22 protein-coding genes are annotated in these 24,258 nt (G+C 60.1%); 7 read left to right on the plus strand and 15 right to left on the minus strand.

Translation table 11 applies throughout. The features are described 5' to 3' along the window. Positions 1–31 precede the first annotated feature (31 nt). Together M9827_RS02020 and M9827_RS02025 are read right to left on the minus strand one after the other, a co-directional pair. On the minus strand, positions 32–1,045 hold the full coding sequence (locus tag M9827_RS02020) for a zinc-binding alcohol dehydrogenase family protein (RefSeq protein WP_250603056.1): 1,014 nt from the start codon (positions 1,043–1,045) through the stop codon (positions 32–34). Between the two features lie 32 nt (positions 1,046–1,077). Further along, a complete protein-coding gene (locus M9827_RS02025; RefSeq protein ID WP_095122020.1) occupies positions 1,078–1,371 on the minus strand; it encodes a putative quinol monooxygenase in 294 nt (97 codons plus the stop codon). 119 nt (positions 1,372–1,490) lie between these two features. Between M9827_RS02025 and vimR the strand changes: the two genes are divergently transcribed. The 3 genes from vimR (at position 1,491) to M9827_RS02040 (ending at position 4,996) form a co-directional block, all read left to right on the plus strand. Continuing rightward, complete coding sequence (gene vimR / locus M9827_RS02030) at positions 1,491–2,420, plus strand: transcription regulator VimR (RefSeq protein ID WP_250603057.1); 930 nt, start codon at positions 1,491–1,493, stop codon at positions 2,418–2,420. Between the two features lie 317 nt (positions 2,421–2,737). Then, a complete protein-coding gene (locus tag M9827_RS02035; protein ID WP_250603058.1) occupies positions 2,738–3,472 on the plus strand; it encodes an ArsR/SmtB family transcription factor in 735 nt (244 codons plus the stop codon). Positions 3,473–3,613: 141 nt separating this feature from the next. Next, positions 3,614–4,996, plus strand: coding sequence for an MFS transporter (locus M9827_RS02040; RefSeq protein WP_250603059.1), 1,383 nt, complete (start codon positions 3,614–3,616; stop codon positions 4,994–4,996). A gap of 116 nt (positions 4,997–5,112) precedes the next feature. Here M9827_RS02040 and M9827_RS02045 read toward each other — a convergent pair whose 3' ends face one another. The 3 genes from M9827_RS02045 to M9827_RS02055 all read right to left on the minus strand — a co-directional run bounded on the left by M9827_RS02045 (position 5,113) and on the right by M9827_RS02055 (position 8,344). Beyond that, positions 5,113–6,066, minus strand: a complete 954-nt coding sequence (locus tag M9827_RS02045; RefSeq protein WP_250603060.1) for an adenosine deaminase — start codon at positions 6,064–6,066, stop codon at positions 5,113–5,115. A gap of 80 nt (positions 6,067–6,146) precedes the next feature. Continuing rightward, positions 6,147–7,112, minus strand: a complete 966-nt coding sequence (locus M9827_RS02050; RefSeq protein ID WP_250603062.1) for a 2-oxoglutarate and iron-dependent oxygenase domain-containing protein — start codon at positions 7,110–7,112, stop codon at positions 6,147–6,149. A gap of 158 nt (positions 7,113–7,270) precedes the next feature. Continuing rightward, complete coding sequence (locus M9827_RS02055) at positions 7,271–8,344, minus strand: BMP family ABC transporter substrate-binding protein (protein WP_250603064.1); 1,074 nt, start codon at positions 8,342–8,344, stop codon at positions 7,271–7,273. Positions 8,345–8,620: 276 nt separating this feature from the next. On the opposite strand from M9827_RS02055, the gene M9827_RS02060 reads away from it, so the two are divergent. Further along, complete coding sequence (locus M9827_RS02060; protein ID WP_250603066.1) at positions 8,621–9,712, plus strand: calcium:cation antiporter; 1,092 nt, start codon at positions 8,621–8,623, stop codon at positions 9,710–9,712. Positions 9,713–9,829: 117 nt separating this feature from the next. Here M9827_RS02060 and M9827_RS02065 read toward each other — a convergent pair whose 3' ends face one another. The 3 genes from M9827_RS02065 to M9827_RS02075 form a co-directional block, all read right to left on the minus strand. Beyond that, positions 9,830–11,188, minus strand: a complete 1,359-nt coding sequence (locus M9827_RS02065; RefSeq protein WP_102901594.1) for an 8-oxoguanine deaminase — start codon at positions 11,186–11,188, stop codon at positions 9,830–9,832. Positions 11,189–11,440: 252 nt separating this feature from the next. Beyond that, positions 11,441–12,127: an SDR family oxidoreductase gene (locus tag M9827_RS02070; RefSeq protein ID WP_250604198.1), complete on the minus strand. Its 687-nt coding sequence runs from the start codon at positions 12,125–12,127 to the stop codon at positions 11,441–11,443. Between the two features lie 22 nt (positions 12,128–12,149). Beyond that, on the minus strand, positions 12,150–12,500 hold the full coding sequence (locus tag M9827_RS02075) for a MerR family transcriptional regulator (protein ID WP_250603068.1): 351 nt from the start codon (positions 12,498–12,500) through the stop codon (positions 12,150–12,152). A gap of 83 nt (positions 12,501–12,583) precedes the next feature. Here M9827_RS02075 and M9827_RS02080 point away from each other — a divergent pair, with 83 nt between their 5' ends. Next, positions 12,584–13,018 carry a hypothetical protein gene (locus tag M9827_RS02080; RefSeq protein WP_250604200.1) on the plus strand — a complete coding sequence of 145 codons (435 nt, stop codon included), beginning with the start codon at positions 12,584–12,586 and terminating at the stop codon, positions 13,016–13,018. A 58-nt stretch (positions 13,019–13,076) separates the two neighbouring features. Here M9827_RS02080 and M9827_RS02085 read toward each other — a convergent pair whose 3' ends face one another. From M9827_RS02085 to M9827_RS02115, 7 genes are all read right to left on the minus strand, one after another. Then, positions 13,077–14,003 carry an ABC transporter permease gene (locus M9827_RS02085; protein ID WP_064118442.1) on the minus strand — a complete coding sequence of 309 codons (927 nt, stop codon included), beginning with the start codon at positions 14,001–14,003 and terminating at the stop codon, positions 13,077–13,079. Then, positions 14,003–15,109, minus strand: a complete 1,107-nt coding sequence (locus M9827_RS02090; protein ID WP_250603070.1) for an ABC transporter permease — start codon at positions 15,107–15,109, stop codon at positions 14,003–14,005. The genes M9827_RS02085 and M9827_RS02090 overlap by 1 nt, the downstream gene beginning before the upstream one ends. A 13-nt stretch (positions 15,110–15,122) precedes the next feature. After that, entirely contained in the window at positions 15,123–16,670 is a 1,548-nt protein-coding gene (locus tag M9827_RS02095) for an ABC transporter ATP-binding protein (RefSeq protein WP_250603072.1), read from the minus strand. A 609-nt stretch (positions 16,671–17,279) separates the two neighbouring features. After that, positions 17,280–17,861 (minus strand): IMPACT family protein, encoded by a 582-nt coding sequence (locus tag M9827_RS02100; RefSeq protein ID WP_250603074.1) that lies wholly within the window; start codon positions 17,859–17,861, stop codon positions 17,280–17,282. Positions 17,862–17,868: 7 nt separating this feature from the next. Further along, entirely contained in the window at positions 17,869–18,519 is a 651-nt protein-coding gene (locus M9827_RS02105; RefSeq protein ID WP_038360732.1) for a TetR/AcrR family transcriptional regulator, read from the minus strand. An 87-nt stretch (positions 18,520–18,606) separates the two neighbouring features. Then, positions 18,607–19,995: a uracil-xanthine permease family protein gene (locus M9827_RS02110; RefSeq protein WP_250603076.1), complete on the minus strand. Its 1,389-nt coding sequence runs from the start codon at positions 19,993–19,995 to the stop codon at positions 18,607–18,609. Between the two features lie 120 nt (positions 19,996–20,115). Then, the gene (locus tag M9827_RS02115; RefSeq protein WP_250603078.1) at positions 20,116–21,036 is read right to left on the minus strand and encodes a LysR family transcriptional regulator; all 921 of its coding nucleotides are present in this window, start codon (positions 21,034–21,036) and stop codon (positions 20,116–20,118) included. Between the two features lie 138 nt (positions 21,037–21,174). On the opposite strand from M9827_RS02115, the gene aptA reads away from it, so the two are divergent. Then, complete coding sequence (gene aptA, locus M9827_RS02120) at positions 21,175–22,524, plus strand: omega-aminotransferase AptA (protein ID WP_250603080.1); 1,350 nt, start codon at positions 21,175–21,177, stop codon at positions 22,522–22,524. Between the two features lie 76 nt (positions 22,525–22,600). After that, entirely contained in the window at positions 22,601–24,094 is a 1,494-nt protein-coding gene (locus tag M9827_RS02125; RefSeq protein WP_250603082.1) for a CoA-acylating methylmalonate-semialdehyde dehydrogenase, read from the plus strand. Positions 24,095–24,258: the final 164 nt, after the last annotated feature.

Here is a 24,258-nt window from a genome sequence, read left to right on the forward strand (position 1 = left end):
AGGAGCTGCCGAAGGCTGCGATCTTTTGATCTTAGAAACCTTCTAAAACAATTTTCCCCTTGGCTTTGCCACTTTCCAGCAACTCATGGGCGCGGCGCAGGTTCGCCGCATTGATCGTGCCGAAGTGCTCGCCCACCGTGGTCTTCAACGTCCCGGCATCAATCAGCTGCGCCACGCGGTTAAGCAGTTTGTGCTGCTCGATCATGTCTGGCGTCTCGAACAGCGAGCGGGTGTACATGAACTCCCAGTGCAGCGAAAGGCTCTTGCGCTTGAGCTTGCTCACGTCCAGCAACTTCGGATCGTCGATCAACGCCAGTTTGCCTTGCGGCGCCAGCGCTTCGACCAGTTGATCCAGGTGCTGGTCGGTCTGGGTCAGGCTGGCGACGTGAGTCACGCTGTCGATCCCGGCGCGCTTGAGTTCTTCGCTCAGCGGCTGGCTGTGATCGATGACCAGATCAGCGCCCAGCGCTTTGACCCAGTCGCGGGTCTGCTCGCGGGATGCAGTGCCGACGACTTTAAGACCGGTCAGTTGCTTGGCCAGTTGCGTGAGGATCGAGCCAACCCCGCCGGCCGCACCGACGATCAGCAAGCTCTGGTCTTCTTGGGCTTTGCCTTCGCGAATCTGCAAACGTTCGAACAGCAATTCCCACGCGGTGATCGCGGTCAGCGGCAGTGCCGCGGCTTCGGCAAAACCGAGGGATTTCGGCATATGACCGACGATGCGCTCATCCACTACGTGCAGCTCACTGTTGCCGCCGGCACGGGCGATGGAACCGGCGTAGAAAACCTTGTCGCCGGCCTTGAACAATGTCACGTCGCTGCCAACAGCCTTGACCACACCGGCAACGTCCCAGCCCAGCACTTTCGCCGCGCCGTTTTCCGGTGCCACGTTCTGCCGCACTTTGGTGTCGACCGGGTTGACCGAGATGGCTTTGACTTCCACCAGCACATCGCGCGGGCCGGCGACCGGTTCTGGCAGTTCGATGTCTTGCAGGGATTTGGCGTCGCTGATCGGCAGGGAAGCGTAATAGGCGATGGCTTTCATGAATGGCTCCGTACAGATAATAGAAGAAGGAATCAGGCAATCGCGCCGAGGCGCTTGAGCTGGAAGTGTTCGATGGCGTGGCCAGCCGTTGCCTGGAAATGCTGGAAGTGCGCGCTGGCGTTGTGCGCCTCAAGAATCGCTTCGCTGGCCCAGTGTTCGATCACATAAAACACCTGCGGGTCGGCGAGGTCGCGGTGCAAGTCGTATTGGCTGCAACCGTCTTCGGCGCGGCTCGGTTCAACCAGGGCGCGCAGGCCCTGCTCGAGAAGATCCTGTTGGCCGGGTTTGGCGATCAGGGTGGCGATTGCGGTGAAGGGCTGGGACATGCTCGGCTCCAGAGAAGCGGGATGAATGCGATGGAGCGATGATTAGCTATTTCTCTGCGAGATAAAACCGGCTAAAAGAGCAGTCTCTTTCAATATTTTTTTGATAATCGAGGCTGAGCATGCTGCGTTTCGATGACTTGCAGTTGTTTGTCCGGGCGGCGGATCTGGGCAGTCTGTCGGCGGCAGCGCGGGTAATGGACATGTCGGCGGCCGTGGCCAGTGCGGCGTTGAAACGCATCGAACAGCAACTCGGCGCACGTTTGCTCGCGCGTTCGACCCGCAGTTTGCGCCTGACGGCCGAAGGCGAAGGCTTTCTTGAATACGCACGGGCGGCGCTGAGCAACCTCGATGAAGGCCGGCGCTTGTTGGCCAGCGGCCAGGATCAGGTCAGTGGTGTGCTGCAGTTGTCGGCGCCTTCGGACTTTGGTCGCAATCTTCTGTTGCCTTGGCTCGACGAGTTCCAGCGCGAGCACCCGAAACTGACCGTGCGCTTGCTGCTCGGCGACCGCATCGCTGACCTGTTCCGCCAACCCGTGGACATCGCCTTGCGTTACGGCGAGCCGGAAGACTCCAGTCTGATCGCCTTGCCCATCGCACCGCACAACCGTCGCGTGCTGTGCGCGTCCCCGGCATACCTGGCTCGACACGGCGAACCGCGTCAGCTCGAACAACTGGCCCAGCACAACTGCCTGCTGTACATGCTCGGCAGCCGGGTGCATGACCATTGGAGTTTTCACGACGGCAAACGCGAAGTCGGCCTGACCGTCAGTGGCGATCGATTCAGTGATGACGCCGATGTCGTGCGTCTGTGGGCGGTGGCCGGCGCCGGGATTGCCTACAAGTCGTGGCTGGACGTGGGCGCCGATGTGCTCGCCGGGCGTCTCAAAGTGCTGCTGCCGGAGTTGCTTTGTGAGCGCGCACCGCTGAATTTGTTGTGCGCCCATCGCGCCCAATTGAGTAAGCCGGTGAACCTTCTGAGGGAAATGCTCGCCAGCCGATGCGCTGAATTGAGTAGTCAATTTCCCGTTTTTTCGGAAGTTGATCATTAGTCGCAGGTAAATAGAGAAATTTCTGTCAGGAACAATCACCACCTGCGCAGGCCCCGGCGCAGGACGCGCGGGCTAACCCGCTTATACTAGCGCCCGCCTCACGCCAGCACCGACACCCCGGACCGGAGACCCTTGCACCGCGTCGCCAGTCTTCGAGTGACGGTCGCGCAACTGCTGCGGGTTCTGTGCCGGAGCAGGCTGCGTCAGTGGCTTGCCTCGCCCCGGTTCATGGCGATTTTCGCGTCTTGGCCGATGCCTCATTAGCGGCCAAGATGTCTCCGAGCAGTAGACGATACGATTCAACAGGGAGTGAACACATGGAACATGCACCTTGCATCAGCCAGATCGCCACGTTGCTGGCCGACCCCAAGCGCAGCGCGATGATGTGGGCGTTGATGGATGGCTCGGCCCGGCAAACCGAGGAGCTTGCGCTACTGGCAGGGCTGTCGCCGTCGTCGGCCAGTGCGCATCTGGCGCGGCTATCCACGGGTGGTCTGTTGAAGGTCGAAGTCCGTGGTCGCAAACGCTTTTTCCGTCTTGCGGCACCGGAGGTCGGCGCTGCGATAGACGCGTTGGCCAGCGCCACCATCGCCAGTGCTCCACGGGAAATCCCCGAGGTCTTCAAACGCAGCACCCCCATGGCCAAACCGCAAAACGCGCCGTCCTCGTTGTTGCGCGCGCGTTTTTGCGATGACCACCTCGGCGGTACGCTGGCGGCGGACCTGTATCAGCGCCTGCTCGATGCCGGCTGGATCGAACAGCTTGAGCAACGCGTCGTGGTGACCCACAAGGGCGCAAAATTGCTGGCCGGGCGTGGTGTGTTCATTCAGGCGCTGGCCCATCGCAATGTTCAGGTGGCGTGCGCTTGCCCGGACTGGAGCGAGCGTCGGCCGCACATGGGCGGCTCACTCGGTGCGGCGTTGTTGCAGTTGTTCATGCAATCCGGCTGGTTGACGCTGCCCAACGACTCAAGAGCCTTGCAATTGACGGCCACCGGTCAACGGGAACTGCACCGCTTCGCCAAGGAGACCGAGCTGGAAATGGCGTTGTAGAGCATTTCGCAATCGACGTCTGGAACTGCGTCAGCGCTTCTGGCGTCGCCTACGACTGCGAACAGGTCGCATCCAGCACGAGCCCGGTGTCGCTATCAAGCACACTCGATCCGGGGATATTTTTCGGATGGGGGAGGCGGCATGGACACTCACGGCTACAGCGCAGCAGAACGTCTGGAACGACTGCCGATCAGCGGTTATCACCGGATCATTTTCATCATCATCGCTCTGGCGTTTTTCTTCGACTCCATGGATCTGGCGATGATGACCTTCCTGCTCGGCTCGATCAAAGCCGAGTTCGGCCTGAGCAGCGCGCAAGCGGGGTTGCTCGCCAGTTCGAGCTTTTTCGGCATGGTGCTGGGGGCGTCGCTGTCCGGCATGCTCGCCGATCGCTTCGGGCGCAAACCGGTGTTTCAGTGGAGCATCGTGTTGTGGGGGGTGGCCAGTTATCTGTGCTCGACAGCGCAAACGGTCGAGACGCTGACGCTGTTTCGAATCCTGCTGGGGATTGGCATGGGCATGGAGTTTCCGATTGCCCAATCGATGCTCTCCGAGCTGATTCCGGCGCAACGCCGCGGACGTTACATCGCGCTGATGGACGGCTTCTGGCCGCTGGGTTTCGTGGCGGCCGGTGTGCTGTCTTACTTTCTGTTGCCGCTGATTGGCTGGCGCGACATCTTTCTGGTGTTGGCGGTGCCAGCGGTGTTTGTGCTGGCGATCAGGTTTTTCATTCCCGAGTCACCGCGCTGGCTGGAACAGGCCGGAAAGCATGAGGCGGCAGACAAGGTGTTGAACGGCATCGAGGCGCGGGTGCGTTCGTCGCTCGGCGGTGCGGCGTTGCCGGAGCCGCTGCGCTTGCCGCGCACCGTCACGCCGCCGGGCAATTTCTTTGCGGCGCTCAAACAGATCTGGTCGCCGCAGTATCGCCAGCGCACGACGATGCTCTGGAGTCTGTGGTTCTTCGCGCTGCTCGGCTTTTACGGACTGACGTCGTGGCTCAGTGCGCTGTTGCAACAGTCGGGTTTCGCGGTGACGCAATCGGTGTATTACACGGTGCTGATTTCCCTGGGCGGGATTCCCGGGTTTCTCATGGCCGCGTGGCTGGTCGAGCGCTGGGGGCGCAAACCGGTGTGCATCGTGACGTTGCTCGGCGGCGGCGTGATGGCGTTTCTGTATGGGCAGAGCGCTGTGTTTGGCGGCAACGTGGCGCTGCTGATCGGCACCGGGTTGCTGATGCAGTTTTTCCTGTTCGGCATGTGGGCGGTGCTCTACACCTACACGCCGGAGCTGTATCCGACGTCGGCGCGCGCGACTGGCTCGGGCTTCGCCTCGGCGATTGGCCGTGTGGGTTCGCTGCTCGGACCGTTGGTGACCGGACTGGTGTTCCCGATTACCGGGCAGGGCGGGGTGTTTGCGCTGGGCGCGGCATGTTTTGCGATCGCGGCGGGGGTGGTGTGGCTGTTCGGGATGGAGACGCGGGGGAAAACCCTGGAAGAGCTGACTGAAGCCCGAATCCCAGGCTAAACAAAGAACCCACTGTGGGAGCGAGCCTCGCGAAAGCGGAGTGTCATTAACCGAAAATGTTAACTGACACGCCCTCTTCGCGAGCAGGCTCGCACACATGGGTACTTCGGTGTTGCTTAGGGTTTTACCAGGCGCGCATCCAGGCTGTTCTGCGCCAGGCGTTTGGCCTGATCCTGGGTCATACCCAAGTGCTCGTACAGCGCGTAGAAGTTCTCGGTCACGTAACCACCGAAGTACGCCGGGTCATCGGAGTTCACCGTGACCTTCACGCCACGCTCGAGCATGTCGAGAATGTTGTGCTGGGACATGTGATCGAACACGCAAAGCTTGGTGTTCGACAACGGGCACACGGTCAGCGGAATCTGCTCGTCGATGATCCGCTGCATCAGGCGCTCGTCTTCGATGGCGCGCACGCCATGGTCGATGCGCTGGATTTTCAGCAGGTCGATGGCTTCCCAGATGTACTCCGGCGGGCCTTCTTCGCCGGCGTGGGCCACGGTCAGGAAGCCTTCGTGACGGGCACGGTCAAACACACGCTGGAACTTGCTCGGCGGGTGGCCCATCTCGGAGCTGTCGAGGCCGACTGCGACAAATGCGTCACGGAACGGCAGCGCTTGATCAAGGGTTTTCTCGGCTTCTTCTTCGCTGAGGTGGCGCAGGAAGCTGAGGATCAAACCGCTGGTGATGCCCAGTTGCTGCTCGCCATCCTTGAGTGCCGCGGCGATGCCGTTGAGCACCACTTCGAACGGAATACCGCGGTCGGTGTGGGTCTGCGGGTCGAAGAACGGTTCGGTGTGAATCACGTTCTGCGCTTTGCAGCGCAACAGGTAGGCCCAGGTCAGGTCGTAGAAGTCCTGCGAGGTGCGCAGCACGTCGGCGCCCTGGTAATACAGGTCGAGGAATTCCTGCAGGTTGTTGAAGGCGTAAGCCTTGCGCAGGGTTTCCACATCGCTCCATGGCAGGGCGATCTTGTTGCGCTCGGCCAGGGCGAACAGCAGCTCAGGCTCCAGCGAGCCCTCCAGGTGCAGGTGCAGTTCAGCCTTGGGCAAGGCGTTGAGCCAGTCGTACATATTCTTTTCTCATCAGGTGCAATGACGGCATTCTACAGATGCTCGCCGAAACAATTGGCAAAACCTGACCAAGCGATCCATCACACGGCTTCTTGCTCGCGGCGATAGGCGTAGGTATCGGCGAAGCGTGAAAGCAGGAATTCGGCGCAGGTGGTGGTCGGATATTTCGCGGGATGCTGTGCGTCCTGACATCCCGGCAGGCATTCGATGCGCGTGTCCGGGTGCGGTTCGGCAAAGAACGGCATCGAGTAGCGATCCACGCCGAGCGGGCTGATCACCCGGTGCGGGGTCGAGCGATAACGGTCGTTGCTCCAGCGCGCCATCATGTCGCCGAGATTGACCACGAAGGTGCCGTCGATGGGCGGCGCGTCGATCCATTCGCCGCGCACGTTCCTGACCTGCAAGCCCCCGGCGCTGTCCTGATAGAGCAGGGTGATGCAGCCGTAATCGGTGTGCGCGCCGGCGCCTTGCTGCTCGGCAGAGCTGGCGGTGTGGCGCGGAGGGTAATGGATCATGCGCAGGACGCTGACCGGATCAACGAAGCGGCTGTCGAAAAAGTCGCGTTCGATGTTCAGCGCGAGGGTCATCGCCCGCAGCAGGGTTTGTGCGAGGGCCTGCATGTCGAGGTAATGCTGCTCCATCAATTCGGCCCAGCCGGTTTGCGCGGGATGCCGGTTCGGCCCGCGCAACGGTTTTTCCGCGACCACGTCGGGATGGTTGGCCGGCAGGTGCAGGCCCATGTCGAAGGTCTCTTTCAGATCGCTGGGTTTGCTCGGGTCGAGTTGTTCGGTGGCGATGGCACCGTAGCCACGATGGTGACGGGTTTGAGTGATGTCGATCTTGAGTTTTTCTGCTGCGGGTTGCGCAAAAAAACGCTGAGTCTGATCAAGCACCGCGTCGATGCGTTGCGCCGAAATCGGGTGACCCTTGATGTAGAAAAAGCCCCATTCGCGGCAGGCGTGGTCGATTTGTTCGGCCACCGCAGGCCAGGCGTTTTCGTCGTCGCTATAGAGCGGGCTGATATCAATGATCGGAAGACTGTTCATGCACGGGTCCTGAAGAAACGCAGACTGGAGAACACTGAAGAACTCTGTGGGAGCTGGCTTGCCAGCGATGAGGCCATCAAATTCAACATCAATGTTGCCTGTCAGACCGCTATCGCTGGCAAGCCAGCTCCCACAGGGTCGGTGTGTTTTGCGGAGGATTACTTCGGCATCTCGGCCTTCATGCCTTCAACGTAATAGTTCATCGACGCCAGTTCAGCATTCGTCGCACTCACGCCCGCCGGGATTTTTTCGACGCCGGCCTGATCCTTGATCGGCCCGGTAAACGGCTGGAACGTACCGCTCTTGATGTCGGCAATGATCTGCTCGGCCTCGGCTTTCACCGGCGCCGGCACCAGATCGCTGATCGGCAGTTCAACCGTGCCTTCCTTCAAGCCGCCCCAGTAATCCTGAGGTTTCCAGCTGTGATCGATCACGCTCTGCGTCGCCTGAATGTAGTGCGGCGCCCAGTCGTTGACGATCGAGGTCAGCACCGCTTTCGGCCCGAAATGGGCCATGTCCGAGGCGTAACCCACCGCGTACACGCCACGACGTTCGGCGGCTTGAATCGGCGCCGGGCTGTCGGTGTGCTGGAACACCACGTCGACGCCCTGATCGATCAGCGCGTTGGCCGCGTCGGCTTCCTTGCCCGGATCGAACCAGGAGTTGACCCACACCACTTTGATCTCGGTGCCGGGGTTGTACTTGTTCAGGGCCAGTTGGATGGCGTTGATGTCGCGGATCACTTCCGGAATCGGGAACGAAGCGACATAGCCGATCTTCTTGGTCTTGGTCATCTTCGCCGCGAGGAAACCGCCGACGTAACGCCCCTCGTACGTGCGCGCCAGATAGGTGCCGAGGTTCTTGTCCTGTTTGTAGCCGGTGGCGTGCTCGAAGGTCACCTTGGGAAACTGCTTGGCGACTTTGACGGTGGGGTTCATATAGCCGAAGGAGGTGGTGAAGATCAGGTCGTATTTGTCCTTGGCCATGTTGCGGATCACCCGCTCGGCGTCGGCGCCCTCGGCGACGTTCTCCACGTAGTTGGTGGTGATCTGGTTGCCGAATTTCTCCGCGAGTGCCTTGCGCCCCTGCTCATGCTGATACGTCCAGCCGTGGTCACCGATCGGGCCGATGTAGACGAAACCGACCTTCAGCGGATCGGCAGCGCTGGCGCTGAGACTGATCCCCAGACCGAGGGCGGCGCACAGCAGTTTGTGCAGCGGACGTATTTGCATGAACTCGAACTCCATTTTGTTGTGTGTGGTCAGGGGCAATGCAAATTGCTGACCAACAGGACAAAAAAGCAAAAGATCGCAGCCTTCGGCAGCTCCTACATTGGATCGGCGTACTCACTGTAGGAGCTGCCGAAGGCTGCGATCTTTTCGGCGCCGGAACCAACGCAGTGCAACTCGGCGAATTCACGCCATCGGCTGGTGCGCTAAGGTGTAACGAAACGTTAGCGCCGCACCGCAGTCAGTAGCTCATTCGCACTCTTCGGTAAAAGGCCCGCCATGTTCACAATCCTCAAGCAAGAAAGCTTTCTGCTGCTGGCAGTCATCGCCGCGTGCGTCGCCTATCCGCTGGAACACTGGATGCTGCACAGCGGCCAGATCGTCGCGCTGACTGCCGGTCTGGTGCTGATCGCCTTCATCGTCGCCGCGTCGATGCGCGTCGCTCATCACGCCGAATTGCTCGCCGAAAAGGTCGGCGACCCTTACGGCACGATGATCCTCACACTGGCCGCCGTGCTGGTGGAGGTGGTGATTCTGGCGATCATGATGAGCAACGAAGCGTCGCCCACGCTGGTGCGCGACACGATCTATTCCGCCGTGATGCTCGACATCAACGGCATCCTCGGCCTCGCCGCGCTGATGGGCGGGATCAAGCACGGCGAACAGTCGTACAACGACGATTCGGCGCGCAGTTACAGCGTGATGATCCTCACCGCCATGGGCGTGTCGATGGTGGTGCCGGAGTTTATTCCCGAGGCCAACTGGAAGATTTATTCGGCGTTCACCATCGGCGCGATGGTGTTGCTGTATGCGCTGTTCCTGCGCATGCAGGTCGGCCCGCACAGTTACTTTTTCAGCTACAGCTACCCGGACAAACGCCGCAAGAAAGAACCGCAGGACGCTCAGGCAAAAGCACCGAGCATCGGTCTGTCGATCGGCATTCTGGTGTTTGGCATTGTGGTGATCGGCGCACTGGCCGAAGTGATGTCGAAGACCCTCGATCTGGGCCTGGAAGGTACGGGCGCGCCGCCGGTGATTACGGCGATTCTGGTGGCGGCAATTTCTGCAGCGCCGGAGATTCTTACCGCATTACGCGCGGCACTGGCCAACCGCATGCAGTCGGTGGTCAACATTGCGATGGGCGCGTCATTGTCGACGGTGATTCTGACGGTGCCGGTGATGGAGGCGATGGCGCTGTACACCGGCCAGCCGTTTCAGATGGCGATGACACCGGTGCAGACGGTGATGATCTTCATCACGCTGATCGTTAGCGCGATCAACTTGAATGACGGCGAGACCAATGCCATCGAAGGCATGACGCACTTTGTGCTGTTTGCGACGTTCATCATGTTGTCCCTGCTCGGCCTTTAAGCTCAGCCGAACCCCCTGTAGGAGCTGCCGAAGGCTGCGATCTGTTGATCTTGCTTCTAGAAAAACAGATCAAAAGATCGCAGCCTTCGGCAGCTCCTACAGAGGTCTGTCGTTGTATCAGGTACCGGCGATCAGCTGGCGCGCCGCTTGACTGTGATCGGCGATCAGGCCTTTCAGGTCAAGGCCTTCAACCTGGCCGTCCACCACGCGCCACTTGCCACCAATCATCACCCGATCCGCCCGATCAGCACCGCACAACAGCAGCGCCGAAATCGGATCATGGCTACCCGAAAAACGCAGCTCATCCAGCTTGAACAACGCCAGATCCGCCTGCTTGCCCACCGCAATCTCACCAATATCGGTACGCCCCAACAAACTCGCCGAACCCTTGGTCGCCCAGCCCAGTACGCGTTCCGGGGTGATCTTCTCGGCGCCGTAACGCAGGCGCTGGATATACAGCGCCTGACGCGCTTCGAGAATCATGTTCGAGGCATCGTTGGACGCCGAACCGTCCACGCCCAGACCAAACAGCGCACCCGCGTCAGTCAGATCGATACTCGGGCAGATGCCCGAGGCCAGGCGCATGTTGGAACTCGGGCAATGGCAGATACCGGTACCCGCCTGACCGAGACGGGCGATTTCGTCCGGGTTGAAGTGGATGCCGTGGGCCAGCCAGGTGCGCGGGCCGAGCCAGCCGACGCTGTCGAGATAATCGACGGTGCGCAGGCCGAAACGCTGCAGGCAGAAATCTTCTTCATCGAGGGTCTCAGCCAAGTGCGTGTGCAGACGCACGTCGAGCTTGTTCGCCAGCTCAGCACTGGCCGACATGATTTCCGGGGTTACCGAGAACGGCGAGCACGGCGCCAGGGCGATCTGGATCTGCGCGCCATCGCCACGCTCGTGGTACTCGTGAATCAGGCGCTGACTGTCGTCGAGAATCACCTGGCCTTCCTGTACGGTTTGCTGCGGTGGCAGGCCGCCGTCCTTCTCGCCGAGGCTCATCGAACCACGGGTCAGCATGGCGCGCATGCCCAGCTCCCGCACGCTTTCGACTTGCACGTCGATAGCGTTTTCCAGGCCATCCGGGAACAGGTAGTGGTGGTCGGCCGCAGTGGTGCAACCCGACAACAGCAGCTCGGCCAAAGCGACTTTGCTGGCGAGCGCGAGTTTTTCCGGCGTCAGGCGCGCCCACACCGGGTACAGGGTTTTCAGCCACGGGAACAACGGCTGATTGACCACCGGCGCCCAGGCGCGGGTCAGGGTTTGATAGAAGTGATGGTGAGTGTTGATCAGGCCCGGCAGGATCACATGCTCGCGGGCATCGAACACTGCATTGCACGGTGCCGACGGCTGTTGGCCGGCCGCGAGGACTTCGACGATGACACCGTCTTGCACAACAAGACCGCCACGGGCGTCGAGCTCGTTGGAGGTGAAAATGGCGAGGGGATTTTTTAACCAGGTACGGGTCGCGGGCATGTTGCCGGCTCCTCTGAAAATAGGGTTCAGGGTTGCCAGCTCAGTGATGCCCTGTCTGCTGATCCAGGGTCGCCGCGGGGACGAGGTGCGCAGTTTCAAACAAAACGCTGCATCGGGCAAGCCCAACCCGACCGGACAACAACGCCCAAATACACAACCCCTGTAGGAGCTGCCGAAGGCTGCGATCTTTTGATTTTGTTTTTAAGAGCAAAAGATCGCAGCCTTCGGCAGCTCCTACAGGGGGAGGCGGGGTTACCAGGGAATGGTTTCACCCTTGTAGTTGATGAAGTGATGCCCACCCTTGCCGGTGTACGCATTCACCTGATCAACCAGCCCACGGGTGCTGGTGTCCACGTCTAGATCAGCACCTTCACCGCCCATATCGGTCTTCACCCAACCCGGATGCAGCGACAACACCGTCATCTTCTGCTCGCCCAATTGCGTGACAAAACTGTTGGTCATCGAATTCAGCGCAGCCTTGCTCGCCTTGTACAGCGCCAGTTCCGGCGCGTCCGGCACGGTCACGCTGCCCAGCCCGGAACTCATGAACGCCAGCACACCGCTGCCGTCACGAATCTGTCCGGCAAAACGCTGAGCCAGATTGATCGGCGCCACCGCGTTAGTGAAAAACAGCTGACCGACTTCGGCGAGCGTCGCGCCGCCCGGGGTCTGATCTGCCGGGCCTTTGACCCCGGCGTTGACGAACAGCAGGTCAAACATTTCGCCCTTGAGCTGCTGACTCAGGGCGATCACCGCTTGCTGGTCGTCCATGTCGAGCTTCTCGATCCGCACCTTGCCCAGCGCTTGCAGCGCCTCGGCGTTTTGCGGATTGCGCACGGTGGCGGTGACTTGCCAGCCGTCGGCCAGCAGGGTTTTCACCAGACCGAGGCCCAGGCCCCGGGAGGCGCCGATGATCAGTGCGTTTTTTGCAGACATGATGGGCTTCCTTGATGAATGAGGATCACGGATTCAATGGACAGGCCTGACCGAGGCGAAGTTGCAACTCCTGCCGCAGCGTGTCGAGTTCGCGCATACGGGTTTCGATCAGTTGCAGCTTGTCGCGCAGCAACTGCGCCACGGCGTTGTCCGGTTTGGGGGCGTTCCACAGCGCGGCAACGCTGTCACTGATTTCGCCGAGGGTAAATCCCAGGCGTTGCGCCGTTTTGATGTAGAGCACCAGTTGCACCATCTCCGGCGGATAGTCGCGATAACCGTTGGCACTGCGTTGCGCCGCAATCAACCCGCGCTGCTCGTAGAAGCGCAGAGTGTCACGGCTGACGGCGCAGGCCTGGGCTAATTCACCGATGCGCATAATGTTTCTCAAAAGGTCTATTGACCCTGGAGCATACTCCAGGCTTTACCGTGGTTGCTCCTCAAATTTCTGGAGCATGGATGATGTGGACTTCAACGCAATATCGCAATGTGGTGCTTGGCAGTGCCTGGTATGACCTGATCGTCACGGTGGCGTTTGCAACGCCGTGGAGTTTTGCCGCTTTGCATGGATTTTTGAGCGCACTGAATTTGCCCGGCGAGCTGCCGGCGTTTCAGCCTATGCATATGTTGATGGCGAATCTGCTGGGTTCGGTGGTGTGCGTTTGGGCGGTGCTGCGGATTCGCGATCCGCAGGCGCTTTATGGACGGTATGACGCGGTGGGGCGGTTTCTGTTTGCGGCTTGGCAAGCGTATGCCTTGTTGCATGGCGGCAGTTCGATTCTGATTGTTTTCCTGGTCTTCGAACTGGCGTGGGGCATTGCTCAGGTGTTGCCTGTCAGGGCCTCATCGCTGGCAAGCCAGCTCCCACAGTGTTCGTGTCGTGCACAAAATTTGTGATCATCACTGAACCTGTGGGAGCTGGCTTGCCAGCGATGGGGCCATTGAAATCAACGCACTAATGCCCCGCCTGCCAAGGCTGCCCCAGCGAAACCGGCGCATACAATCTTGTGCGCAACGCATCCCGCGATAACAACACCAGCACGACAATCGTCGCCACGTACGGCAGCATCGCCAGCAGGCTCGACGGAATCGCCAGCCCCAACCCCTGCGCCACCAGGTGCAGGATGCTGGCGAGGCCAAACAAGTAAGCCCCAAGCAACAAGCGCCACACTCGCCAACTGGCGAACACCACCAGCGCCAGCGCGATCCAGCCGCGCCCGGCGGTCATGTTTTCCGCCCACATCGGTGTGTACGCCAGCGACAGATAAGCCCCGGCCAACCCGGCCATCGCCCCGCCAAACAGCACTGCCAGCGTGCGCACGGTCAACACCGGCAAACCCATCGCACTGGCCGCGTCCGGGTTCTCGCCGACCGCTTGAATGATCAGCCCGACACGACTTTTGATGATCACCCACGCCACCAGCGCAAACAGCGCGAACGACAGGTACACCAGCAGATCCTGGGCAAACAGCATCCGCCCGATCAGCGGAATTTCACTCAGATAAGGAATCGCCAACGGCTCAAACCCGGCCAGTGGTTTTCCGACCCAAGCCGCGCCGACAAAGGTCGACAGCCCGACACCAAAAATCGTCAGCGCCAACCCGGTCGCCACCTGATTGGCGTTGAACACCAACGCCACCAGCGCAAACAGCGACGACAACAACATCCCGGCCAGCATCGCCAGCAACACGCCAAGCCACAGGTTGCCGCTGTTGAGCGCGACGATAAAACCGATCACCGCACCAAACAGCATCATCCCTTCCTGCCCGAGATTGAGCACGCCGCTCTTCTCGCAGATCAACTCCCCCAGCGCCACCAGCAGCAACGGCGTGCCGCAACGCACCATGGCGTAGAAAATATTGCTCAACAGATCGATATCCATCACAGCGCTCCGGCGGTTACGGCAGTGGTCGAAGTGCGCTTCACCCAACGCAGGTTCAGGCGAGGCCGATAGAGGATCAGCACGTCACAGGCGAGCAGGAAAAACAGCATCATTCCCTGAAACAACTGGGTGATCGCTTGCGGCAGATTCAGGCTCATTTGCGCGCTCTCGCCACCGATGTACAGCAACGCCATCAGCAGGCTGGAGAACAGAATCCCGAGCGGATTCAGTCGCCCAAGAAACGCCACGGTGATTGCCGCATAGCCGTAACCCGGTGACACCTGCGGCACCAACTGGCCAATCGGCCCGGTGACTTCGCAGACGCCGGCCAGCCCCGCGAGCCCGCCGCTGATCAACAGCGCCAGCCAGATTAAACGCTTCTCGCGAAAGCCGACAAACCCCGCCGCACGCTTGTCCAGCCCAAGCACTTTGATCTGGAACCCGACAAAGCTTTTCTGCAACAACACCCACACCGCGACCAGTGCGAGCAGGGCGAAATACACCCCGGCATGCACGCGGCCATCCTCCATCAACAACGGCAAGCGGCTGGCGTCGCCGAACATCGCCGACTCGGGAAAGTTGAACCCGGCGGGATCCTTCAGCGGGCCGTGCACGCAGAACAGCAACAGGTTCAGGGCGATGTAATTGAGCATGATGCTGGTGAGGATTTCGTTGGCATTGAAGCGCGTGCGCAACCACGCCGTCAGCCCGGCCCACGCGGCGCCAGCGACAGTGCCGGTGAGCAGGATCAGCACCAGCGCCCAACGGCTTTGCATATCGATAATGTTTACCGCCAAGGCACTGCCGGCGAGGGCGCCGAGGAGCAGTTGGCCTTCGGCGCCGATGTTCCAGATTCGCGCCTGATACGCCACCGCCAGACCGAGTGCGCAGAGCAGAATCGGCAGCGCCTTGACCAACAATTCTGAGACGCCATACACATCGCTGACCGGTGCGATCAGCAGCGTGTGCAAAGTTTGCAGCGGGTCATGCCCGAGGGCGATGAACAGCAGCGAGCCGCAGCCAAGCGTCAGCGCCGCTGCCAACAACGGCGAGCACCAGAGCATCAGGCGCGATTGCTGGCCACGGGGTTCGAGGGAAAGCAGCATGTGTATAACTCCGTTAAACCGTGGCGGCTGAAGGGGCGTGGTCGAACTGGCCGGCCATCCAGCCGCCAACGTCGCTGAGTTGGGTATCGGTGGTGTTGTGCAGCGCCGACATACGTCCACCGCACAGCGCGCCGAGGCGGTCGCTAATCTGGAACAGCTCATCGAGGTCTTCGGAAATCACCAGAATCGCCGCGCCGGCATCGCGCAACGCGATCAACGCACGGTGAATGGTTGCGGCGGCGCCGACGTCGACGCCCCAGGTCGGGTGCGCGGCGATCAGCAGTTTCGGTTGCTGAAGGATTTCCCGGCCGAGGATGAATTTCTGCAAATTGCCGCCGGACAGACTGCGCGCGGCGGTTTGCGTGTCCGGAGTTTTCACGCCGAAGCGTTGAATGATCTGTTGGGCGAGGGCTTCGACTTTGCCGCGAACGATCAAACCGTTGCTGATCAGGCCTTGCTGGAACGCGGTGAGGAGGGCGTTGTCAGCCAGACTCAACTCCGGCACCGCGCCGTGACCGAGGCGTTCGGCGGGGACGAACGCCAAGCCCAGTTTGCGCCGGGCATCCGGGCGCAAGTCGGCAACGTTCTGCGCCGCGAAGCGAATGGTCGCGGCCTCAGCGCGCGGCAAGGTGTGTTCGCCACTGAGCAGAGCGAGCAACTCATCCTGACCATTGCCCGCGACCCCGGCGATGCCGACGATTTCACCGCTGCGCACTTGCACATCAATGTCAGTCAGCGAGCAGCCGAACGGATCCGGGTTGTGCCAACTCAAGCCCTTCACCTGCAAAAACGCCGCGCCGCCGCTGACCTTCGGATAATCACCAATCAACGCTGCCGCTTCGCCAACCATCAACTGCGCCAATTGTTGATCCGAGCATTCGGCCGGCACGCAATGCCCGGCCACGCGCCCGCCGCGTAATACCGTGGCGCTGTGACACAACGCGCGTACTTCAGCGAGTTTGTGGCTGATAAACAGAATGCTGCAGCCCTCGGCGGCGAGGCGGCGCAGGGTGATGAACAATTCATCGGCCTCTTGCGGCGTCAGCACCGAAGTCGGTTCATCGAGAATCAGTAAGCGAATGTCCTGCATCAGGCAGCGAACGATCTCCACCCGTTGCCGTTCGCCGATCGACAGGCTGTGGACAAGTCGCTCCGGCTCCAGCGCCATGCCGTAACGGCGTGAGACTTCACGAATCTTCGGCTCCAGTTGTTTCGGCGTGCCGGCTGCGGCGCCCATCGCCAAGGCAATGTTCTGCGCCACGCTGAGGGTCTCGAACAGCGAGAAATGCTGGAACACCATGCCGATCCCCAACTGCCGCGCCTGGGCCGGGTTGCGGATATTCACCGGCTGACCTTGCCAGAGCATCTCGCCGGAATCGGCTTGGGTGACGCCGTAGATAATCTTCATCAAGGTGCTTTTGCCGGCACCGTTTTCACCGAGCAGGGCATGGATTTCCCCTGGCGCAATGCTCAGGTCAATGGCGTCATTGGCCAGACAACCGGGGTAGCGTTTGCTGATATGGCGCAATTGCAGGCGCGGGATGGAAGTGGCGATTGGCATGACAGGCTCGACTTGCTTTGGAGTTGTGCCTGTGGATAAAGCAATTTCCTGGCCATTGAGTCAGGAACGCGAGCGGGCCGCGTGTGCGAGCACCTGGTGCAGAGCATTTAAAGGGAAATCGTACTGTTGTCCGGCACCAATTCAGAGCAAAGCCGTTGATCGGGCGCCAGTTTTGCCCGTCGCGATCTGATCAAAAAACGAGCAATCCCTTGGGGGCTAGATGGATCCAGCGACTGCGCCAGCCATGAACGGGTTATCCACAGCTTGTTCCACAGTTATTGTGCGCAAGCTGCACACCCGGGCATAAGCACGGCGGTGCTTTCTTCTAATGGTGATAAACCGCGCTAACTGACTGTTTCTGTTTGAAAATTTCGTTTCGTCGGGTGAATTGAACGAAAAGTGAACAAACCGCGCAAAGCCACGTGACAGAAGGGTTACAGCGGAATGTACTCAGGTTATCCACAGTCGGGTGCACAGCCGATGTGGGCAACTCTGTGGAATAAGGAAAACGGGGGATGCCCTAAAAGATCGCAGCCTTCGGCAGATCCTGCATTTGAAATGCGTTCCCCTGTAGGAGCTGCGGAACGCTGCGATCTTTTGATCTGGGCTTCACCGCTGCAACAAAATCCGCCCACGACTCAAATCCGCCAATTGGCTTTGCAACAACTCGATCTGCGCCTCACCCACCGCCAACTTCAACTCAACGCCATTGGCGGTAAAATTCTCTTCCACCACCAGCCCGCCCAAATCCGCCACGCGCAACTTCACCAACGCCAACTCGGCAAACCCGCAGGCGCAACTCAGCGGCACCCGGCTAATCAGCTCAATCTTGGCCGCCGTCTGCAGGCACTTGTTCGCCCCACCGCCATACGCCCGGGCCAAACCACCCGTGCCGAGTTGAATGCCGCCGTACCAACGGATCACCAGCACCGCGACCTGATCGCAGTCCTGCGCTTCAATCGCCGCCAGAATCGGTCGCCCCGCCGTGCCGCCGGGTTCGCCGTCGTCATTGCTGCGGTATTGATCGCCGAGTTTCCATGCCCAGCAGTTGTGCGAGGCGTTCAGATCGCTGTACTGCTCGAAAAACGCCTGCGCCTCGGCAGGACTGCCGATCGGCGTGGCGAAAGTGATAAAGCGGCTTTTGCGAATCTCTTCGCGGTACTCGCAAAAACCGCTGAGGGTGAAAGGCATAAACGTCTTATAGAGGAGGAGTGAGGCCGCAGCCTTTGAGAATGATGCGGATCAGGTTGTTGCCGGCGTCTTCCATGTCCTGCTTGGTCAACTTGCTGCGACCGCTGACGCGGCAGATCTGCGTGGCGAAGTCAGCGTAATGCTGGGTGCTGCCCCACAACAGGAAGATCAGGTGCACCGGATCGACCGGGTCCATTTTGCCCGCATCAATCCACGCTTGAAACACCGCCGCGCGGCCGGTGAACCAGGCGCGGTAATCCTGATTGAAATATTCGCTGAGGCATTCGCCGCCGCTGATCACTTCCATCGCAAAGATCCGCGAGGCCTGTGGCTGACGACGGGAGAATTCCATCTTGGCGCGGATGTAGCGGGTCAGCGCTTCGGCCGGATCGTCTTCGGCGGTGAGGGTGTTGAAGGTGCTGTCCCACAACTCGATGATGTTGCTCAGCACCGCCACGTACAAACCAAGTTTGTTGGTGAAGTAGTAATGCAGGTTCGCCTTGGGCAACCCGGCATTCTGGGCGATGGTGTTCATGCTGGTGCCTTTGTACCCGTGACGGGCGAACTCGTCTTCGGCGGCTTTGAGGATGGTCTCTTCGTTCTTCTGACGAATGCGGCTGGCGGGTTTGCCGCCATGGGCTGGGACTTCAAAGGTCATAGGCACTTCCGGGTTTGTTGTGGGTGCAACCAGTTGCGTTGATAGCGCACCCACAGGCATCCGACAAGTCCTTGCGCGATAAAACCGTTACGCCTGTTCGATCTTGTTCAGCGGCGCGGGCACTTCAGTGGCCTCGGTTTTCGACTCCGGAAGCAGCAGGCACAGGATGATCGCCGTCAGGCCACCGCTGGTGATGGCCGAGTCGAACAGGTTCTGCACCAGTTTCGGCAGCAGGTGCAGCAGGTTCGGTTGCGCGGCAATGCCCAGGCCGACGCCGAACGAGGTGGCGATGATCAACATGCTGCGCCGATCCAGCGGTGACTGCGCGAGGATGCGCACACCCGCAGCGGCCACCGCACCGAACATCACCAGGGTTGCGCCACCCAGTACCGGTTTCGGAATCTGTTGCAGGACTGCGCCGATCATCGGGAACAGGCCGAGGCAAAACAGGATCGCGCCGATGTACAGGCCGACGTAGCGGCTGGCGACGCCGGTCAACTGGATCACGCCGTTGTTCTGCGCGAACGTGGTGTTAGGGAAGGCGCTGAAGGTCGCGGCGATCATGCAACTGACGCCATCGCCAAGTACGCCACCGCGCAGGCGACTTATATAGGAAGGGCCGCTGATCGGCTGGCGGGCGAGCATGCAGTTGGCGGTGAGGTCGCCGACGGTTTCGATGGTGCTGATCAGATAAATCAGCGCGACCGGCAGGAAAGCTGTCCAGTCGAAGCTGAAGCCAAACTTGAACGGCGTAGGAAAACTCATCAGCGGCACGTCAGGCAAGGGCTGCGGTAGCAGTTTCCCACTGAACCAGGCAGCCAGACTGCCGAGCAGCAGTCCGATGATGATTGCCGACAACCGCACCCACGGAGTATTCGAGCGGTTAAGCAGAATGATCGTCAGCAACACAAACACGCCCAGCGCCAGATTGCCCGGCGCACCGAAGTCCGGCGCATTGAAGCCACCGCCGAGATCAGTGATGCCGACCTTGATCAGGCTGATGCCGATCAGGGTGATAACGATGCCGGTTACCAGCGGCGTGACCACGCGACGCAATTGACCGATAAAGCGGCTGAGGACGATCTGCACGATTGCGCCGAAAAAGCACACACCGAAAATCATTGCCAGAATGTCTTCCGGACTACCACCGCGTTGCTTGACCAGAAATCCGGCCGACAGCACCGCACCGAGAAAGGCGAAACTGGTGCCCTGCAGACAAATCATCCCCGCGCCGATGCCGAACGGCCGCCGCGCCTGAATAAAGGTGCCGACGCCCGAAACCATCAACGCCATGCTGATCAGGTACGGCAAATGCGCGGTCAGCCCGAGCGCCGAGCCAATCACTAGTGGCGGGGTAATGATGCCGACGAAACTGGCGAGCACGTGTTGCAGCGCGGCAAGGACTGCGGCGGCGGGTTTGGGGCGGTCGTTGAGGCCGTAGATCAGGTCGCTGGACGGTGCGGAATCAGGCTGCATGGCTTAAGGCTTCTTGTTGAAGGATCGGGTTGATCCTGCTCTGCAAAAAGCTGTCCACTTGCTCAGGTTATTTGCCGTATTTGTCGCCAGGGCCCAACGCTGGCAGGCCTCGGCGGATTTTCAACGCGTTGCCGCCAGACTCTCCAAAAAGCTTTCTAGCACCAAATGAGGGCGCCGGCCCTTGCGCGTGACCGATGCGAGGCTCAGGTCATAAAAACGCGTTTGCGCCTTCAACGCGCGCAAGCGACCTTGCTGCACCCAGAGGCTGGCGTAGTGATCCGGCAGATAGCCAATGTAGCGCCCGGTCAAAATCAGAAACGCCATACCCTCACGGTCAGAAGCACTGGCTGTGCAATTGAGCGCTTGGTAATGCGCTTGAATATCCGCCGGCAAACGAAAGGTCGGGGCAATCGCGTCCTGACTGTTAAGGCGTTCGTCATCGAGTTGTTTGTCATCGACATAAAACAACGGATGGCCAACCGCGCAATAAAGCAGCGAACGCTCGCTGTACAACGGCTGATACTCCAGCCCCGACAAGGCACTGGCCTGCGGTACCACGCCGACATGCAAACGCCCATCGAGCACACCTTGCTCGACTTCATTGGGCGCAATCATGCGAATCTGGATCTGCACATCCGGCCCGCGTTCCTTCAACTGAGCGAGGGCGTGGGTGATGCGCATGTGGGGGAGGGTGACGAGGTTGTCGGTCAGACCGATGATCAGTTCGCCGCGCAAATGCTGGTGCAGACCGTTGACCTCAGTGCGAAAGCTTTCCAGCGCACTTAATAGCTGCAACGCCGACTGATATACCTCGCGACCTTCTTCGGTCAGCGAAAACCCGGCGCGACCGCGCTGGCACAGACGCAAACCGAGGCGCTGCTCCAGATCGCTCATCTGTTGGCTGATCGCCGAACGGCCGATGCCGAGCACGGTTTCCGCTGCCGAGAAGCCGCCGCACTCCACCACGCTGCGGAAAATCCGCAGCAAGCGAATATCAAAGTCACTGACCTGGGCCAGCGGATCGGAGCGACGGCTGCTCATCTTGTTGCTCTCATTGTTTAGCGAAGTTCTAACTGAAGGTTAGAAGAGTTGAATTTCACCGACTTTATCCTCGTGGCAATTTAGCTGCAACAACGCTTTTTATCTCCCTGACGCTTATGCCCTGCGAGGTTTTGCCCGATGAACATGCCTGAAAACGCGCCGTCGCCACTGGCCAGCCAACTGAAGCTGGACGCGCACTGGATGCCGTACACCGCCAACCGTAACTTCCAGCGCGACCCGCGTCTGATCGTTGGTGCTGAAGGCAGTTGGCTGATTGACGACAAGGGCCGTCGGGTATACGACTCGCTGTCCGGCCTGTGGACCTGCGGCGCCGGCCACACTCGCAAGGAAATTCAGGAAGCGGTCTCCAAACAGTTGGGCACCCTCGATTACTCGCCGGGCTTCCAGTACGGCCACCCACTGTCGTTCCAGCTGGCCGAGAAGATCACCGAGCTGACCCCGGGCAACCTCAACCACGTGTTCTTCACTGACTCGGGTTCCGAGTGCGCTGACACCGCGGTGAAAATGGTCCGTGCCTACTGGCGCCTGAAAGGCCAGTCGACCAAAACCAAAATGATCGGCCGTGCTCGTGGTTATCATGGCGTGAACATCGCCGGCACCAGCCTCGGCGGTGTCAACGGCAATCGCAAGCTGTTCGGCCAAGCGATGATGGACGTCGATCACCTGCCCCACACTTTGCTGGCCAGCAACGCCTTCTCCCGTGGCATGCCGGAGCAGGGCGGTATCGCCTTGGCGGACGAACTGCTGAAGCTGATCGAGTTGCACGATGCCTCGAACATCGCCGCCGTATTCGTAGAACCTATGGCCGGTTCCGCCGGCGTACTGGTGCCACCGCAGGGTTACCTGAAGCGTCTGCGTGAAATCTGCGATCAACACAGCATTCTGTTGGTGTTCGACGAAGTGATCACCGGTTTTGGCCGTACCGGCAACATGTTCGGCGCCGACACCTTTGGCGTCACCCCGGACCTGATGTGCATCGCCAAGCAAGTCACCAATGGTGCGATCCCGATGGGCGCGGTGATTGCCAGCTCCGAGATCTATCAGACGTTCATGAATCAGCCGACCCCGGAATACGCTGTGGAATTTCCACACGGCTACACCTACTCGGCACACCCGGTGGCTTGCGCCGCTGGCCTTGCAGCACTCGACCTGCTGCAAAAGGAAAACCTGGTACAGAGCGTTGCAGAAGTCGCCCCGCATTTTGAGAACGCGCTGCACGGTCTGAAAGGTTCGAAAAACGTTATCGACATCCGTAACTTCGGCCTGGCCGGTGCGATCCAGATTGCCCATCGTGACGGCGACGCCATCGTGCGTCCGTTCGAAGCCGGCATGGCCCTGTGGAAAGCCGGGTTCTACGTACGCTTCGGCGGCGACACCCTGCAGTTCGGCCCGACTTTCAACAGCAAACCGCAAGACCTCGATCGTCTGTTCGACGCGGTCGGCGAAGTGCTGAACAAGCTCGACTGATTTTTCCCTCTATATATACCTACAAAAACGGGCATGCCTTAACGGCTGCCTGTGGACAAGAATTCAGGAGTTTTCGATGAGCGTTATCCCGCATTTGATCAATGGCGAACTGGTGACCGAGAACGGTCGCGCGGTTGATGTGTTCAATCCGTCGACCGGTCAGGCTATCCACAAGCTGCCACTGGCCAGCCAGGCAACCATCCAGAAAGCCATCGATGCCGCCAAGGCTGCGTTTCCTGCCTGGCGCAACACGCCGCCGGCCAAACGTGCGCAGGTGATGTTCCGCTTCAAGCAATTGCTGGAGCAGAACGAAGCACGTATCTCGCAATTGATCAGCGAAGAACACGGCAAGACACTTGAAGACGCTGCCGGTGAATTGAAGCGCGGTATCGAGAACGTCGAGTTTGCTTGTTCTGCGCCGGAAATCCTCAAGGGCGAATACAGCCGCAACGTCGGCCCGAACATCGATGCATGGTCGGACTTCCAGCCGCTGGGCATTGTGGCGGGTATCACACCTTTCAACTTCCCGGCCATGGTGCCGCTGTGGATGTACCCGTTGGCGATCGTCTGCGGCAACTGCTTCATCCTCAAGCCGTCCGAGCGTGATCCAAGTTCGACGCTGCTTATCGCTCAACTGCTGCTGGAAGCCGGTCTGCCGAAAGGTGTGATGAGCGTGGTGCACGGTGACAAGACTGCGGTGGATGCGCTGATCGAAGCGCCGGAAGTCAAAGCGCTGAGCTTCGTTGGTTCGACGCCGATTGCGGAATACATCTACGCCGAAGGCACCAAGCGCGGCAAACGCGTGCAGGCACTGGGCGGCGCGAAGAACCACGCAGTGTTGATGCCGGATGCCGATCTGGACAACGCGGTCAGTGCACTGATGGGCGCGGCTTACGGTTCTTGCGGCGAGCGCTGCATGGCGATTTCGGTGGCCGTGTGTGTGGGGGACCAAGTGGCGGATGCACTGGTGGCCAAACTGGTTCCACAGATCAAGGCGCTGAAAATCGGTGCCGGCACTTCGTGTGGTCTGGACATGGGCCCACTGGTGACAGGTCAGGCGCGCGACAAAGTCAGTGGATACGTTGATGACGGCGTGGCAGCGGGCGCGACCCTGGTGGTCGACGGTCGTGGTTTGAGCGTGGCAGGGCATGAAGAAGGTTTCTTCCTCGGTGGCTGCCTGTTCGACAACGTCACCCCAGAGATGCGCATCTATAAAGAAGAGATCTTCGGGCCGGTGTTGTGCGTCGTCCGAGTGAACAGCCTGGAAGAGGCGATGCAACTGATCAACGATCACGAATACGGCAACGGCACCTGCATCTTCACCCGTGACGGTGAAGCGGCGCGTCTGTTCTGCGACGAGATCGAAGTCGGCATGGTTGGCGTCAACGTGCCGCTGCCGGTACCGGTGGCTTACCACAGCTTCGGCGGCTGGAAGCGTTCGCTGTTTGGCGATCTGCATGCTTATGGTCCGGATGGTGTGCGCTTCTATACCCGGCGCAAGGCGATCACTCAGCGCTGGCCGCAACGTGCAAGCCATGAGGCTTCGCAGTTCGCCTTCCCTAGCTTGTAAGTAGAAGGGCAGTGCAGCGAAGGCCGACCCCTTGGGGTCGGCCTTCGCGTTTTCGGGCTTTTTTGACCGATGTGACAGATTTATGAAAATAGGTGTTGACGGCAGATTTCAGATGTCTATAATTCGCCCCACTTCCGGCGCAGTCGAAACGGAAAACTCCTTGA

Source organism: Pseudomonas sp. AKS31 (assembly GCF_023634765.1).
Lineage (GTDB): Bacteria > Pseudomonadota > Gammaproteobacteria > Pseudomonadales > Pseudomonadaceae > Aquipseudomonas.